The sequence below is a fragment of the Thiocapsa roseopersicina genome, from assembly GCF_900106925.1.
Taxonomy (GTDB): domain Bacteria; phylum Pseudomonadota; class Gammaproteobacteria; order Chromatiales; family Chromatiaceae; genus Thiocapsa; species Thiocapsa roseopersicina.
Window position 1 is genome coordinate 1 of sequence record NZ_FNNZ01000034.1, and the last position, 14,000, is coordinate 14,000.

Annotated in this window: 16 protein-coding genes and 1 pseudogene; 5 read left to right on the forward strand and 12 right to left on the reverse strand. The window is 62.8% G+C overall.

Annotated elements, in window-relative coordinates; translation table 11 throughout:
* Window positions 1-307: 307 nt before the first annotated feature.
* Both BLV04_RS21695 and BLV04_RS21700 read left to right on the forward strand, forming a co-directional pair.
* Window positions 308-556, forward strand: coding sequence for a type II toxin-antitoxin system RelE family toxin (locus BLV04_RS21695; protein WP_093037596.1), 249 nt, complete (start codon window positions 308-310; stop codon window positions 554-556).
* Window positions 557-559: 3 nt separating this feature from the next.
* Window positions 560-763 carry a prevent-host-death family protein gene (locus BLV04_RS21700; protein ID WP_093037599.1) on the forward strand — a complete coding sequence of 68 codons (204 nt, stop codon included), beginning with the start codon at window positions 560-562 and terminating at the stop codon, window positions 761-763.
* A 197-nt stretch (window positions 764-960) separates the two neighbouring features.
* On the opposite strand, the pseudogene BLV04_RS25760 reads toward BLV04_RS21700, so the two are convergent.
* Together BLV04_RS25760 and BLV04_RS25765 are read right to left on the reverse strand one after the other, a co-directional pair.
* Window positions 961-1,101: pseudogene (locus tag BLV04_RS25760) on the reverse strand (XRE family transcriptional regulator); the annotation flags it as partial.
* 12 nt (window positions 1,102-1,113) lie between these two features.
* On the reverse strand, window positions 1,114-1,284 hold the full coding sequence (locus tag BLV04_RS25765) for a hypothetical protein (RefSeq protein WP_245731988.1): 171 nt from the start codon (window positions 1,282-1,284) through the stop codon (window positions 1,114-1,116).
* 194 nt (window positions 1,285-1,478) lie between these two features.
* Here BLV04_RS25765 and BLV04_RS21715 point away from each other — a divergent pair, with 194 nt between their 5' ends.
* From BLV04_RS21715 to BLV04_RS21725, 3 genes are all read left to right on the forward strand, one after another.
* On the forward strand, window positions 1,479-1,775 hold the full coding sequence (locus BLV04_RS21715) for a hypothetical protein (protein WP_245731989.1): 297 nt from the start codon (window positions 1,479-1,481) through the stop codon (window positions 1,773-1,775).
* A 134-nt stretch (window positions 1,776-1,909) separates the two neighbouring features.
* Window positions 1,910-2,518 (forward strand): hypothetical protein, encoded by a 609-nt coding sequence (locus BLV04_RS21720; protein WP_245731990.1) that lies wholly within the window; start codon window positions 1,910-1,912, stop codon window positions 2,516-2,518.
* Between the two features lie 204 nt (window positions 2,519-2,722).
* On the forward strand, window positions 2,723-3,145 hold the full coding sequence (locus tag BLV04_RS21725; protein WP_217633769.1) for a hypothetical protein: 423 nt from the start codon (window positions 2,723-2,725) through the stop codon (window positions 3,143-3,145).
* A gap of 67 nt (window positions 3,146-3,212) precedes the next feature.
* Here the strand turns inward: BLV04_RS21725 and BLV04_RS21730 are convergent, their stop codons facing one another.
* From BLV04_RS21730 to nosZ, 10 genes are all read right to left on the reverse strand, one after another.
* Window positions 3,213-4,040 carry an ABC transporter permease gene (locus BLV04_RS21730; protein WP_093037605.1) on the reverse strand — a complete coding sequence of 276 codons (828 nt, stop codon included), beginning with the start codon at window positions 4,038-4,040 and terminating at the stop codon, window positions 3,213-3,215.
* 23 nt (window positions 4,041-4,063) lie between these two features.
* Window positions 4,064-4,735 carry a nitrous oxide reductase accessory protein NosL gene (locus BLV04_RS21735; RefSeq protein ID WP_342721922.1) on the reverse strand — a complete coding sequence of 224 codons (672 nt, stop codon included), beginning with the start codon at window positions 4,733-4,735 and terminating at the stop codon, window positions 4,064-4,066.
* Complete coding sequence (locus BLV04_RS21740; protein WP_093037629.1) at window positions 4,692-5,576, reverse strand: ABC transporter ATP-binding protein; 885 nt, start codon at window positions 5,574-5,576, stop codon at window positions 4,692-4,694. Before BLV04_RS21740 ends, BLV04_RS21735 begins: the two co-directional genes overlap by 44 nt.
* Window positions 5,573-6,550 (reverse strand): NapH/MauN family ferredoxin-type protein, encoded by a 978-nt coding sequence (locus BLV04_RS21745; RefSeq protein WP_093037632.1) that lies wholly within the window; start codon window positions 6,548-6,550, stop codon window positions 5,573-5,575. Before BLV04_RS21745 ends, BLV04_RS21740 begins: the two co-directional genes overlap by 4 nt.
* Entirely contained in the window at window positions 6,547-7,398 is an 852-nt protein-coding gene (locus BLV04_RS21750; protein ID WP_093037635.1) for a 4Fe-4S binding protein, read from the reverse strand. Before BLV04_RS21750 ends, BLV04_RS21745 begins: the two co-directional genes overlap by 4 nt.
* Window positions 7,399-7,412: 14 nt before the next feature.
* A complete protein-coding gene (gene nosD / locus BLV04_RS21755; protein WP_217633770.1) occupies window positions 7,413-8,753 on the reverse strand; it encodes a nitrous oxide reductase family maturation protein NosD in 1,341 nt (446 codons plus the stop codon).
* Between the two features lie 158 nt (window positions 8,754-8,911).
* Entirely contained in the window at window positions 8,912-10,114 is a 1,203-nt protein-coding gene (locus tag BLV04_RS21760; RefSeq protein WP_245731992.1) for a hypothetical protein, read from the reverse strand.
* Window positions 10,115-10,324: 210 nt separating this feature from the next.
* Window positions 10,325-11,086: a c-type cytochrome gene (locus BLV04_RS21765; RefSeq protein WP_093037646.1), complete on the reverse strand. Its 762-nt coding sequence runs from the start codon at window positions 11,084-11,086 to the stop codon at window positions 10,325-10,327.
* A 160-nt stretch (window positions 11,087-11,246) separates the two neighbouring features.
* Window positions 11,247-11,570: a c-type cytochrome gene (locus BLV04_RS21770; protein ID WP_093037649.1), complete on the reverse strand. Its 324-nt coding sequence runs from the start codon at window positions 11,568-11,570 to the stop codon at window positions 11,247-11,249.
* Window positions 11,571-11,654: 84 nt separating this feature from the next.
* Window positions 11,655-13,967, reverse strand: coding sequence for a Sec-dependent nitrous-oxide reductase (nosZ, locus tag BLV04_RS21775; RefSeq protein ID WP_093037652.1), 2,313 nt, complete (start codon window positions 13,965-13,967; stop codon window positions 11,655-11,657).
* Between the last annotated feature and the right edge of the window lie 33 nt (window positions 13,968-14,000).

A 14,000-nucleotide genomic window follows, 5' to 3' on the forward strand; every position in this document is an offset into this window, starting at 1 on the left:
GCCCACACCCCGGCCGCGCGAGACCGGGGGAGCGCTTCGCCGACCCCTATCACGCAACTTGATCGCGAAACCATCAAAATCGCTGACCGCACTCACTGCCTGGAGAGATCCAGGGGTTCGGCTTTTTTGTGTCTTGCTCTCCAGGGTGCGCCTATGGCTGTCAAGCACGTCCTGCGAGGGGTCTCGCGACGCCACCTTTGAAGGCTCCTGGGTACTAGACTGAATGCGGTCTAGTACAGGAAAACATGCGCGCAATCCTGGAACACGTAGCTGATAAGAGAAAAACCCGACACTACGCGGACCGCATATGAAGGTCGAACTAAAGCCTCAGGCAATAAAGGATCTACGCGGCCTTGAAAAACAAGAAGCCGAGCGAATTGCCGCGAAGCTCGCTGAACTGGAAAACGGATTGACCGGAAACATCAAGCGGCTTGCCAATTTCACGCCTGAGTATCGGCTCCGCTTTGGCGACTACAGGGTGCTTTTTGAGGTTGAAGAAGCTACGGTTGTTGTGTACCGCGTGACGCACCGAAAGCACGTTTACGCCAAGAGGTGATCCATGAACCTGCATCCTCAGTTTATAGGGCAGGAAGGCTCCGAAGAGTACGTCGTCCTTCCCATTGAGGAGTTTCGCGCCGTCGCAGAAGCTCTCGAAGACTATCAGGATTTGCAAGATCTCCGCAGTGCCAAGGAAGCGGAAGGTACAGCGGCTTCGGCGTCGTTGGCTGATGTCGTCAGTCAACTGGAACTAGGTAAGGGCTAACACGGCGCTCAAGCCGACACCGCGCGCCCTGCTTCTTCGACAGCCATGACCGCCTCGCTCACTGCGGCTGGCTGCGAGAGGCGCTGGTGCGTGTGCGCTGCCGGCTGAAGAATTACGTGCTTATGATCAACAACCTGCACCTGTTGGTAGCGCCCTCGATCGCACACGGAGCGCGCCTGCGAAGCCCTCGCCAACAATCAGGCCGCCTCCAGCCGAACCGCGACACGCATCCCGAGTGCCGCCGCGAGATCGACCAAGGCATCGAGCGAGAAGCGCGAAATGCGTCCGCGCAGCAAATTGTTCATCCGAGACTGGGTCACCCCGCAGCGCATCGCGGCCTCGTTCCGGGTTCATCCGCGTGAAGCGATGATGGCGGTGATCTGGTCCATCAGCTCGGAGCGGAGCTTCAGGTTGGCGGCCTCCGCCGGGGTGTCGGCGATGGCATCCCAAACGCTGGCGTAGGTTTCGACGCTGCCGTCATTCGCAAGGTCGCCGGCTCTTGGGTCTGGCGAATCTCTCAAGCCCCATCGAGATTTTGCAGACGCTGTCTGCTGAATCCCTGTTCGCCGATCCTTCCTCTTACCCGGGGCGTTGCCTTGGCCTCGCCGTTTTAATACCGTCCGTATTTGCAGGCCGCTGGAGCCGCGTGTGAGGTAGCAGCCGTCGCGACTGGTGCCACGCGGCATGATCCACACGACCCGGAATGAGAGTGACCGTGGGTACGAGAACCGTCCGGCTCGACGATGAGGCTGAAATGACCTTGGGGTATCTGCGCAGCCTCACCGGGCTGTTGATCTCCGAGGTGCCGAAGCGCGGCCTGCAAACCTACGCGGCACAAGCCGCGGAACAAGCCGACCGCAAGCGCTACTACATCTACCGTGACCTGATCTTGGCTCGGGCGGCGATGCGGGCGCACCGGCACGCGAGGCCAAGACCGCGGTCGCGGATCCGATCCGCCGGAAGCGCCAGCGGTGATCCTGGTGGATACCGGGCCGCTGGTCGCGCTCGCTGATGGACTTTGTGACCCGCCAAGGTTTGCAGGTGCATTTCACGCAACCCTGCAACGCCCATCATGCAGGACGATCCGGCGAATCATCCATCAACGAAAAACCACGAGGACCATCGATAGCGCTCGATCAGAAGGCGTTGCAGAAGACGCGGGCCAAGCGGGAGCTGAAGCGCCGGCAGACCAAGCCGGCGTCTGCAGGGCTACCGGGCGCCCTGTCGGCGGCGCGCGTCTGGGCCAACGTGGGCCGGGCGCCGATCGCGGATATCTTTGTCCCGTCGAACCTCTTCGAGCTGGGCATCGGCACCGTCTGGGTGAACCGGAGTCTTCCGGATGGGCGCTATGCCGTAGCCGGGATCCTGGTGGATGTGTTTTGTCTGGGCGTCAAAAACGTCTTGTACAAGATTGTCGATGCGGCCGGGTATTCGACCGTCCTGGCCCGCATCCGAGGGAATCCGACGGAATCGGCCGAGGCCCGGGATCCGAGCTGTGCTCGCAAGCTGGTCGAGGACGCATTGGCCTATGCCAAGGACCTCGGCTTCGAGCCGCACGCAGATTATCGCATTGCTCGGTTGATCTTCGGCGACATCGATGCCGGCGCCTGCCCGGTGTCTTTCACCTTCGGGAAGGACGGCAAGCCCTTCTATATCGCCGGGCAGAACGACACATCGGCGATGCAGCGACGCATCGTCAAGCGGCTGGAGAGTCGCTGTGGTCCCTGGGCATACGACTATCTCGTGATGGCTTGATGGCGCGATGGCGTCGGATCCGGATCAGCCTTCGGGGTGAATTGACGCTGTTGGCCTCGAGGTCGATACTCTGACTTCTGCGGTTGGTTATTCGTGCGTAAGAGACTGATGCACGCCGAGTCTTTGGCTCGAGTCAGTCGCCGGATGGCCGGTCGACAGCATCGGATCAAGTACCACCAAAGAGGCGAGGTCATCACAACAACGATGAAGACTATCGAGCTGGCGTCATTCGACGATTTTCTGCACCTGGCTCGGCGGCAGCCCGAGCCCCAGCAATTGCTCTTCGTGTTCACGCGCAACGAGCTTCCGGAGGGTCATACGCCCGAGCAGGCGGAGCACTACAAGGCCGGCCAAGGCGGGCATCTGGCGCCGGTCGTCTGCGTGGACAAGGCGCCGCATGAGATCGGTGGTTTCTCGGCCTTTGTGGAGGAGGCCGACGGAAATATCGACGACTGGGCGGTGTTCTTCGTGGCCGCCCTACCCGGGGTCGCGAATCGCGAGCCGACCCCGCTCGCGGTGGAGGAGGCGCTTGATCGGATGGTCGAGTCCGTGCGGATCGGGCAGGTCGGCACCTATCTGGCCTTCGATCGCTCCGGTGCACCGTTGCAGTTTGCCTCGGTCAATTGACCTGTGCTCGGCGGGTGTCGGGATGACATCCCGCCGCGCCCGTACGAGTCTCATGCGCGACGAGGTCTTACGGTAGGTCGCCCCGACGGAAGAGCAGGTAACCGCCGAAGGCGCACGCGGTGCCGACCAGCATCGGGTAGACGATGGCGTAGGCCATGTATCCGGCCTGCCCGAAGTTGTCGAGGATGACGTAGGCGGAGGGGCCGAGCATGACCAGCTGCGAGTCGAGCAGGAGCATGGCCGCGGTGCGGAAGACCTGCATGGGATTGGCCAAGGCGATGCCGACGACCGTCTCGGGCGGGATCTGATTGCGGATCAGGGTGCCGAGCAGGATGAGATCCAGGAACAGCAGGAGCGTCAGCCAGACCACGAAGGCGGACGCTTGGGCCACATCGGCCGAGCGGTTGAGGGTCGAGAGCAGCATCCCGATGCCCAGGAAACACCAGGCGAGCGCCATCAGCAGTGCCGTGTACCAGATGAAGAGCACCCAGGGCACCTCGGCCCCTTTGACCGATCCCCAGACGATGGCGCCGACCATCGCGAGGAACACGGGCAGGAAGACGACCAGGAAACGCCCCGCGAGCTTGCCCCAGTACCAGGGCGCCAGACCGATGGGCAGCGAGAGCAGATATTCGTAGACGCCGGCCTCGCGGTCTCCGGCCACCGAGCGGACCGTCGTGATGAGCACGAAGACCGGCAGGATGGCCATGGCGAGCTGGATATAAGTCACCATCAGGCGGGACAGGCCGGTAAAGCCCATGATCCGCGACTCGGTCAGCCCGAAGGCGAACAGCAGGACCACCAGCCCGCCGAAGACGAGCGTGTAGGCGACGAACCACTTGGCCCGGAACGACTCGAGGAGATCGGTTTGGGCGGTCAGCCAGAATTCACGCATGGTCTCGGGACTCCATCAAGGGTTCACTCGGCGTGGTCATGCGGCTGCTCGGGCGCCGGAATAGGATCCGCCGGCGGGATCTGAACCGATGCCGCGCCGGGCGACGCCGTGTCGGCGTCCAGATGTCCGCCGTGGACATTGAAGCGGGCTTCGACGTCGAAGATGTGCGCCTTGGTCTGCGCGAAGTCGAGCCCGTCCGGCGCGGGCTCGGGTTGGGCGCCGAGTCCGTATTCCATCGGCGTGACCTGGCCACGGAGATAGGTCGCGGTGCGCGCATCGATCCAGTCGCCGGTGCGCCAGTCGTTCACCCAGATCTCGGTGGCGGAGTCGTCGCGCTCGGCATGCTCTTCGAGCCAGATCAGCGCGCATCCGATATCGTCGAAGCGATAGACGCGCGAGCGACCGTCCGGTGTCGGGACACGCACCTGAGCGGAGTGCAGACGGTCCGAGAGGATCATGCGGCAACGCTCGCACGCATCACGGTCCCATTTCACCTCGACAGGTCCCTGACCCGGATCACCGCCGCAGCCGGCGAGGAGGAGCGCAAGCACAACCACCAAAGAATCTCTGAACCGCGTCGACTGCGACGCCTGTTGATCGCCGCGGACGAAGCGCCCGTGCGAAACCGATCCATATCCTGCCGGACGCGGTTCACGCATAACGCACCTCCGCCAACTCCGGCTCGCTCGCCGCATCCAAGCGGATGGAATCAAGCAGCGCGGCGTAACGCGACAAGAGCCCGAGGAACCGCAGTCGGTCCGCTCCGGCGACCCAGCCGTCCCAGGTGATGCCCTGATCGTTGCTGCGCAGACCCCACGGCGTGACCGCACGCGCGAAGGCATCGTCGGCACGGGTCAGGACCAGGCGGCAGCGCAGGCGGCTGGTGAGATCGACCAGGTCCGCGACGCGATCGTCGAGCACGATCAGGCCCTGGTCCATCTCGATGACTCGGTTCACGAGTGCGGCGACCTCGTCGAGACGGTGACTGGAGATGAGCATGGCGACCTTGTCCTGGCGCTCGGCCAGCAGCTCGAAGAAGATGTGCCGCGCGTCGGGGTCCAGGTTGGCGGCGGGCTCGTCCATGACCAGCAGCTCGGTATCCCGACCCAGGGCGATGCTGATCAAGAGCTTCTGCTTTTGGCCGCCCGAGAGCTTCACGAAGGGCTGGTGCCGAAACGCCTTCGCATCCAGCCCGAGCCGTGTCGCGACCGCCTCCATGCGGCGTGGATCCGCGCCGCAGACCCCGGAGGCAAACTGGATCAACTGACCGACCGGCATCTTGAGCGGCGGCGGCAGCTGCGGCACGAAGCCGATTTTGCCGAGCACCTCGCGTCGGTGCTCGCGGGGGTCCAGGGCATCGATGCGGACCTTGCCCTGACAGACATACTCTCCGAGCAGACAGCGGATGAGCGTGGTCTTGCCGGCCCCGTTGGAGCCGACCAGGGCGACGCGATGTCCGCGCTCGATGACGAGGTCGATCCCCTTCAGAACGGTCTGACGACGGAAGCGTTTGCTGACCTGCTCGAAACGGATCATAGGGCCTTCTCCAGTCCCTTGAATTTGAAGCTCAGCGAGCTGGTCGGACAGACGTCGACGCAGAGACCGCAGCGGGTGCAATCGGCGCCGATGTCGGTGGTGAGCCCCGTTGCCCGACCGCGGATGGTGACATCGAGCACATGCGGCACCATGCAGATCTTCCGACAGTCGCCCTCGTGGTGGCAGCTCTGCATGTTGTACTGCACGCGCAGCGGCGAGATGACACCGACGAGACCGTAGGTGATGCCGATCGGGCAGACATAGCGACACCAGGCCCGGCGCGAGAGCAGTACCTCGAAGGCCAGCAGGGCGAGGATCCAGAGCAGCGCCAGGCCGGGCCCGTAGATGAGCGCGCGGCTGAGGATCCCGGTCGGGGAGATGGTCTCGAAGACGGTGTAGCCGGTCAGCAGGGCAAGCAGGGCGAAGATGACGTAGAAGACCGCCCGCACGGTGCGATGGAACTGGATGTCGATCGCCCAGCCGCGTTTGGCGAGCCACAGATGCAGCGACTCGGCCCATTCCGCGACCAGGTGATAGGGGCAGACCCAGGAGCAGAAGGTCCGCCCGCCGAGCAGGATCCAGAGCACCAGGACGGTCAGGGTGCCGATCAGCAGATTGATGACGATGTGCTTGTAGGCGAGCGTGACCTGCAGCGCGGAGTTCAGATCGGCCAGGTGAAAGCCGATGACGCGCGAGGCGGTCAGCGCGCCCTCGACCAACTGCACGTCGAGCACGTAGGACACGACGAACAGCAGGTTCACCACGATCAAGGTGATCCAGCGGCGATTGCGCCATTTGTGGCGGCTCGGGCTACGCGCGTGGCCGGCCTCGACCGCCTCCAGCGCCTCGCGGGTCAGCGGCGTTTTGCGCTTCTCTTTATAGATCAACTGGATCGGGATCGGGATCTGCTCGGGTGCAGGCTTGACCGGCTTGAGCCCAACCAACTGACGCAGCGAATCGACGAAATAGCTCATTGGAAGTCGGCGCTCCGATGGATGTCCACGACGATGGCGGTGGGCTCGGCCGGACAGACCATCTCGCAAACCCCGCACCCGACGCATCCGTCTTCGATCACCGGGATCGTGCCGCGGCCGTTCGGCATCGGCTGCATCCGGATGGCATGCAAGGGCGGGCACTGATTGGGATCGCCCGAGGGTGGCGTGCCGGCCTCGCATTGGGCGATGCGGATCTCGATCGGGCAGAGTCGGACACACAGATCGCACAGGGGCAGGTCGAACGGATGCTCGGCCAGCGGGATCGGATTCCAGCGGTCGACGGACTCGAAGCGCAGCAATGCGGGGTGATCCTCGCCGCGCGCCGCGCCTTTGAAGGGCTGACCGCGCACGGCGAGACAGCGGCCGGGCCGGGCGAGTCGCGCAAATCCCATCCGCGTCTCGGCCGGATAGTCGATGTCGTGGGTCAGCGCACCGGTCGGACAGGCCAGCACGCATTGCAGCCCGTCGCAGGAGAAGTCGCAGGCCTGGTCGCGGGCCTCGATGTAGGGCACACCGATCCCGACACCGTCGTTGATGTCGGCCAGCTTGATCGCTTCGACCGGACAGACCTGCACGCACTGGCCGCACTTGATGCAGGCCGAGAGAAATTCCTGCTCGTCGAGCCGATCCTTGAGTGCGCCCGGCGGACGCAGACGCGCGTTGGCCTGTCCGACCAGCGGGATGAGCCCGACGAGCGAGGCCCCGACCATCCCGACGAGGAGGGCGGTGCTGCGCAGAAACTCACGTCGTCCCTGCTCGCGCAGCTTCTTGGTCTTGCGCTTCGGTTTCTGCTTCGTCTTCGGTTGGGTCGTCGGTTTCTCTTTCATGTTCGCTTCACCTCTCAATCCCTCCCGAGCGAGCGGCGCAACGCCTCGTAGGCGTCATAGCCGCCCGGTGCAGCATCCGGGGCAGGCGCCTCGGGCTCCGCGTCCGGATCCAGCTCCCAATCCGCATCGCCCGCCAATCCGGCTTGCGGTACGGCGAGCACGACCTCGGTATCGGCGTCCCAGAGCGGATGCTCGTCGCGCACCAGAAGATCCGGAGTCGTAAAGGGGGCGAGGCGCTCGAGGAAATCGATGACCTCGAGCATCGGGGACCCCTTGAAGAACTGCGCCGGAGGCACGTCCATCCAGAGCCGATCGGCGAAGGCTTGAATGGCATGCGGCGAGTCGCCGACGCCGTCGTCGTTGCGGTCGAATCCCTCGTAGTCGTCCCAGTAGTTGCCGTCCCAGGTGTTGCGGTTGGCGGTCTTGCCGCCCTCCACTACGACCTGAGTCGTGTTGCCCTTGAAGCGATTTCCGGTCAGGACGTTGCCCTGCCAGTCATTGATGAAACGGATCCCGATACCGTTGTAGGCGATCAGGTTGTCGCGAAAATGGTTGATGCTGCCGGGCTGGTAGGGCGAGACGTCCAGATACAGGCCCTCGGCGCAATAGAGGATGCGGTTGCCCTCGATGACCACGTCCGAGGTCTCCTTGAAACCGATCCCGATGCCGGTCGTGCCGGTGGCATTGGCGATCAGGTTGTTGCGCACAACGATGCCATCGCTGTACATCAGGAAGACCCCGACCGTGTTGTTCTCGTAATGGTTGCCCTCGACCCGGTTGGTCTGGGAGTACATGAAATGGAGCGAATAGCGCCCGCCGCGCGCGTCGTTGCGTGCAATCAGGTTGTCGCGCGAGTACCAGACCACGGTGTCGCGGGCATCGCGGATGACGTTGTCGGTCACCTGGTTGTTGAAGCTGTACCAAAGCCGGATCGCATCGCCCCGCACACCTAGATCGACCGGCTTGGACGAGATGTGGTTCCGCCGCACGATGTTGTTCTCGGACTGTTGCAGATCGACGCCGAACAGGGCGTTGTCGATGCGGTTGTCACTGATCACGTTGAACTTGCCCCGGACCTGCACGCCCGAATCCAGATCGTTGTGCGAGCTGCCCGAGTTGGTGAGATGCAGGTTCCGAAGCGTCGCCCCGTCGGTCTCGAGCAGGACCACGGTGCCTTTGCCGCCGCCGTCGATCGTCACCTGATCGCGACCGTCGATGGTCAGGGGCTTGTCCACGCGCACGGGTCCGGCGTAGATGCCGGGCTCCGGCGTCAGCACCGAGCCCGCTTCGGCGGCGTCGACCAGAGGCTGCAGCGGCGGGTAGGCGGCCCCGGCCCATACAGGGATCAGGAGCAAGGCAGCCCCTGCCAACCAGGGCCGAAATCGTAGGATGGGTAGAGCGCAGCGAAACCCATCCTCCAAACTGCCGCGATGCCGGGTTCCTGTCCGATGCCCTTGGCGTGGGATGGATGGGTTTCGCTGTCGCTCTACCCATCCTACGGTTGAGCTTGGGCTCATGCCGACGACTTGATCTGCTTGCGTCGCAGCAGGGTCGCGGCCGCCAGCACGACCGAGAGCAGCAGCATCAGGCCGAAGCCCCAGTAGGGATAGGAATGGGTCCCGAACTGGGCGACCTTGCCGTCGCCGAAGACGGTCGGCATGAAGGGCTTCACCGTGAAGGCGCCCATCGCATTCATGTTGTGGCCGTACCACCAGAGCCAGGCGGAATAGTCCAGGATGAAGATCAGCGGCAGCGCAATCGGTGCGATGATCAAGAGCCAATAGAGCGGACCTTGCGCGCGGCGCGCACCCCAGAGCAGCAGCAGCATGGCCCCGATGATCCCCCAGAAGACGACATGGGCGGCCGTGCTCATGATGCCCACCATGGGCCGGATCTCTTCGGGATTGTTGAAATAGCGCCCGAGGCTTTTGCCGTAGTGCCAGGTGAGCAACTGATGGCCGCTGCCGGTCCACTCCAAGCGCTCGCCGGCGGGCTGTTTGGCCTGATCGCGTTCGAAGGCACCGCGCAGGCTTGCGGCAAGTGCTGCCTTGTCCGGCTCGCCGGCGATGTCGATGTCCGGAACACCCGAGTCGGCCTCCGGTTCCGCATCCCCCTCCAACGACGCCTTCATCTGGGCGATCAGTGCCTCTGCCGGTGACAGGCCCTTTTCAGCTTCGGGCGTTGCAGTCTCTTGATCGAGTGCGAACGCCAGTGCGCTCAGATAGCCTTGGCTGTTCAGCTTGAGCCCATCGGCCGTGTAGAAGGTCATCGTCATCCAGCCGACGATCAGCGCAAACCCCGCGCCCATGACCGCCAATCGGGTCTTGGAACCGGGGATGGCGAATCCGACGATCATGACGCCGAGCATGGACAGCAGAAAGGGCGCGAAGGCCCGCTCGACGACGCCGCCGGCCGAGATGGGGTACATGCCGACGTAGTGATTGATGGTGTCCATTTCGTGGACACAATTGAGCGCCTCGTCCTCGGTGATCTCCGACTTCTCGACCTTTTGGCAGCCGTTGAAGACGCCGTTCATGTGGAAATGGATGCGTACGCCGTCCGGAAAGGACTCGGGCGGATAGTTGGGTGCGGTCAACGAGACCCACCAGATGGGAACGAAATAGATGGCGCCGAGCAAGATCAGTCCGATCAGGCTCAGACCGAAGATCAACGGCGTGCGCCGATCCGAAATGGAGACACTCGATGTATTGCTCATGATGGATACGGCCATGCGCGTGTGTTGCGTGGAGGAGTCTTCGGCATCGGTCCGGCCGGCGACAGCTGAAGCGAGGAACGTTGAGCCGATACGCGACACCGCCGCAGCGGTGTCACGCGATCGGAATCAGGCTGCGGATCTCGGGATCCGGAATGCGCCGCATCGATGAGGCCGGCCGAACGCTGGATCCGAATCGGGATCCTGTCCGGATCACTCGAAGTCCGGGTTCTTCCAATCGACCGAGTCGGCCAACTGCTCCTCGGGTACCGGTTGCCAGGAGGTGTAGCTGATGACCGCCTGCATATCCTTGTCGGAGAAGTTCTTGATCTGCTCGACCATCTCCGGGTTCGCATTGCGGCGCTTGTGGTCACGGATCCATTCGAACTGGCGGACCATGTAGGCGTAATGCTGGCCGTTGATGCGCGGATAGAATTTCTCCACGTCGCCCATCCCGACCTCGCCGTGGCATTTCACGCAGTTGTCCTTGTAGAGCTGCTCGCCCAGCGCATACTCCTCGGTTCCGGGTCCATACGGCCCTTTTCCCCACGCCGGGTTCATCGGCAGGCTTTCGATATAGGCCACCACATCGGCCAGAGCCTGTGCATCGCCGATCGACTGCGGGAGCGAGAAGGGATACATGGTCGGGTTGTCGCGGTTCTGGGCGCGGATGTCCGCCATCTGCTTGATCAGCACACCGCGGTGCTGGCCTGCGAGTTGCGGGAAGGTCCCATCCTGTGTGCCCCAGCCTTCGGGCAGATGGCACGCAGCGCAGACCTCGTAAACATCCATGCCGTTCTCGATGTCGGGCTCGAGATGCAAGGCTTCGTCCTGCTCGCCTCCGCCTTTATTCCAATCCACAGGCTCGGCGCGATGGACGCGGTCGGCGTCGCTCGTCTCCTCTGCCCAGAGTGTTCCGGTTGTTCCGACGGCTGCGGCCAGGATCGCGACTTGAAAAAGATGACGTTGATTCATGATGTACTCCGAATCGAGCTCGAACGACTTCCACTGCGGCGCAAGGTGGCGTGAGTCGTTTCGATGTCTTGTGTGTTGAGATGAAACATGCTCGCACTGCGAGGGGATACGTGCTCCGTACAAACGATCGGTGATGCGAGTGACGCCGAGCGGCGAGCCTTTAGTTCAGCGTGCCCAGCCAGGTCGCGATGGCTCGCATTTCTTCCTCGTTGACGAGATGCATGACGCCCTTCATCGCTGCGGTCATGCCGTTGCTGCGGGCGCCGCTTTTGATGTCCACCATTTGATTGTAGGCGTAATCAGGGCTTTGTCCCGCGAGCTTCGGATAGATGGGCAGAATGGGCGTTTTGGCGTCCTTGCCGTGACAGGCTACACAGGTCTTGGTGACATAGAGCTCGGCGCCGTCCATCGCGAGAACGGGCAGGGATGCCGTTGTCGCCGCGGCGATCGAGATCGAGATTAGAACGGACTTCAAGGCGTTCATCGTGGACTCTCCGGCGATTAGCCGATTGCGGATGTCGAGAGGCTGTCATTGACCGGGATCGGGATCCCGGTCAATGACGCTACTTCACTTGTTGACCGTTGCGCCCTCCTCGTCCAGGAGGTTCTTCGCCCGCAGGCCCAGGTCGGCGGCCTTCACCTGGTATTGCCACCACTGATTGGCCCAGAGCATGGCGTTCTGCCAGTCGGCCTTGGCGGCGGCGTCCTCGGACTTCTTCTTGGACTCCTGAGCGAAGCCGAGCTGGTCGGTGGCGTCCTCGACGAGCGCGACCGCGGTCGGGAAGTCCTGGAAGTTTCGAGCCGTGATATAGGCGACGACCTGGTCGATGACGGCTTGGGTCTCGAGGTTGGTCTTGACCTGGGTGTCGTAGTCGGCTTGCGAATACAGCGTTCCTTCGACCATCGAGACCTCGGTCGCCTGGTAGCCCTTCGGACGGACCAGGAGATAACCCTGCATCTCCAGATGCAACGCGGAGCAGAACTCCGTGCAGTAGTAAGGGAAGACGCCTTCCTCGTCGGCGACGAAGCTGAACGACGCGGTCTTGCCGGGCTCGATCGAGAGGTTCACGTTTTGCCCGTAGAGCGCAAAGCCATGCACCTGATCCTGGGCACGCTCGAGGTTGGTGAGGTGCAGATGGACCTGGTCGCCGACCTCCGCCTCGATGATCTCGGGGGTGATGTGCGAGCGAATCACAGTACCCATGACGCGCGTCGTGCATTTGCCGTCGGCATCGCAGGTCCGCTCGGTCGTCTCGCGGCCGGCACGGGTCCGATTCGGGTGCTGTTCATCGGTCCGACTGTTCCAGCCGGATTTGTAGCGCACGGCGGGTTGCAGCAATTCGGCACGAATGGCGGCGGCATAGTGGGGCTCGCCGAGCGGCAAGGGCATGTCGTAGATGAGCTGCATCTTGTCGCCGCTGATGTCGATCAGCTGATGGTTTTGCGGATGCAGCGGGCCGACGGGCTGATGACGATCGATCGAGAGCTTGTTTAAGGCAACCAGATACTTGCCCTGCGGGTTGATCGTATCGCCCTCCATGGTCATGAGATGACCGATGTTGTAATGGATCGACAGCTTGTCGAGGACCTTGCCTTCGCAGTAGTCATACTTCGCGACCTGCGAGTCCACATACAGCGAGGTATAGGCGACGCAGGGTTTGGAGTCGAACTGCGTGTGCAGCGGGCCCAGCCCCAGATTGACCTGCGTATGGAGCGCGTCCTGCATCGGGATGATCGGCACGCCGTAGGGATCCTTACCCTCGAAATTGCCTTCCTCGATGGCCTTCATGATCTTCTCGACGCTGTAGACGGAGACATGGCTGTCGAGCTTGCCGGCGACGATGATGTATTTGCCGTCCGGCGTGACATCCACGCCGTGCGGACTCTTGGGCTCGGGCACCAGGTAGAGCAGACCTTCGGCGATCGCCTGCTCCAGCGGGATGAAGTACATCCCCTTTTCCTTTTTCACCTTGCCGGCCTTGACCAGCTCCTCGGCCTTCTTCCAGTTGGTGACATGCAGATAGTCGGTGTCCTTGGAGGAGCACCCGGCCTCGAATGGCGGACGTCCGCGCTCGATTCCACCGACATAACGCTCGGTACAGAAGGAGTTGGTGAAGCCCCAACCGTAGCTGTCCTTCTTACCCGCGTCGGAGAGATCTTGACTGTAGGGACCGAGCTCGAGCGTGAAGGAATTTTCCGGATCGATGCGGCCTTTTTCCTTATTGAAGCTCCAGTAGGTCAGGCCGCCGCGGTATTTGTCGTTGAACTCCTCGAGCGGCACGAAACCGTCCTCGAGCAGCGGGGCCGCGTATTGCGCCGCCTCCATGACGTATTCGGTGTTGGGCGTAACGAAGGCACCGCCATGGGCGGATTTGAAGAAGGGGTTCACCACGATCTGCTTGGTTTCGAAGTCGTGCAGATCGATCACCGCGATACGCGGATTGGCCTTGTCGTTGATGAAGACGAATTTGGCATCGTAAGCGCCGTCGGTCTCGGACATCGCCGGGTGATGGGTGTCGCCGTAGACCAGATCCTTGCCGCGTGTGCGACCTTGCTCGAGCACCGCCTTGGACTCGTCGTCGAAGCCGTAGCCCTGCCAGGGTTCGGGGGTGAAGACGCCGATATATTTCAGCAACCGCATCGAGGGGATGCCGTAGACGATGACCTGCCCGGACTGTCCGCCGGAGGCGAAGACCACGAACTCGTCGCGCCCGCCCGTGGGGACATAGGTCTTTGCTGCGGCGAGAAGATCCTTCTCCGTCAGGCCGCGCCGATCCATGACGTCCTTCAGGGTGTCTTCGGACCAGGCGGCGCCTGCGGCCCCCAATCCGAGGACGACTCCCGTGGCCAGGGTCGTCAAACGTTGCGCTCTTTTATTCATGTGTCCTCCTCGGGTGTCATTGAACGAGGTCTC

Coding starts and splice junctions, on each gene's coding strand:
- BLV04_RS21735 (WP_342721922.1), bottom strand. CDS start 4,735: ATGCGGCGAGCGAGCCGGAGTTGGCGGAGGTGCGTTATGCGTGAACCG.
- BLV04_RS21760 (WP_245731992.1), bottom strand. CDS start 10,114: ATGAGCAATACATCGAGTGTCTCCATTTCGGATCGGCGCACGCCGTTG.
- BLV04_RS21750 (WP_093037635.1), bottom strand. CDS start 7,398: ATGAAAGAGAAACCGACGACCCAACCGAAGACGAAGCAGAAACCGAAG.
- BLV04_RS21745 (WP_093037632.1), bottom strand. CDS start 6,550: ATGAGCTATTTCGTCGATTCGCTGCGTCAGTTGGTTGGGCTCAAGCCG.
- BLV04_RS21770 (WP_093037649.1), bottom strand. CDS start 11,570: ATGAACGCCTTGAAGTCCGTTCTAATCTCGATCTCGATCGCCGCGGCG.
- BLV04_RS21730 (WP_093037605.1), bottom strand. CDS start 4,040: ATGCGTGAATTCTGGCTGACCGCCCAAACCGATCTCCTCGAGTCGTTC.
- nosZ (WP_093037652.1), bottom strand. CDS start 13,967: ATGAATAAAAGAGCGCAACGTTTGACGACCCTGGCCACGGGAGTCGTC.
- BLV04_RS21765 (WP_093037646.1), bottom strand. CDS start 11,086: ATGAATCAACGTCATCTTTTTCAAGTCGCGATCCTGGCCGCAGCCGTC.
- BLV04_RS21740 (WP_093037629.1), bottom strand. CDS start 5,576: ATGATCCGTTTCGAGCAGGTCAGCAAACGCTTCCGTCGTCAGACCGTT.
- BLV04_RS21725 (WP_217633769.1), top strand. CDS start 2,723: ATGAAGACTATCGAGCTGGCGTCATTCGACGATTTTCTGCACCTGGCT.
- BLV04_RS21700 (WP_093037599.1), top strand. CDS start 560: ATGAACCTGCATCCTCAGTTTATAGGGCAGGAAGGCTCCGAAGAGTAC.
- BLV04_RS21695 (WP_093037596.1), top strand. CDS start 308: ATGAAGGTCGAACTAAAGCCTCAGGCAATAAAGGATCTACGCGGCCTT.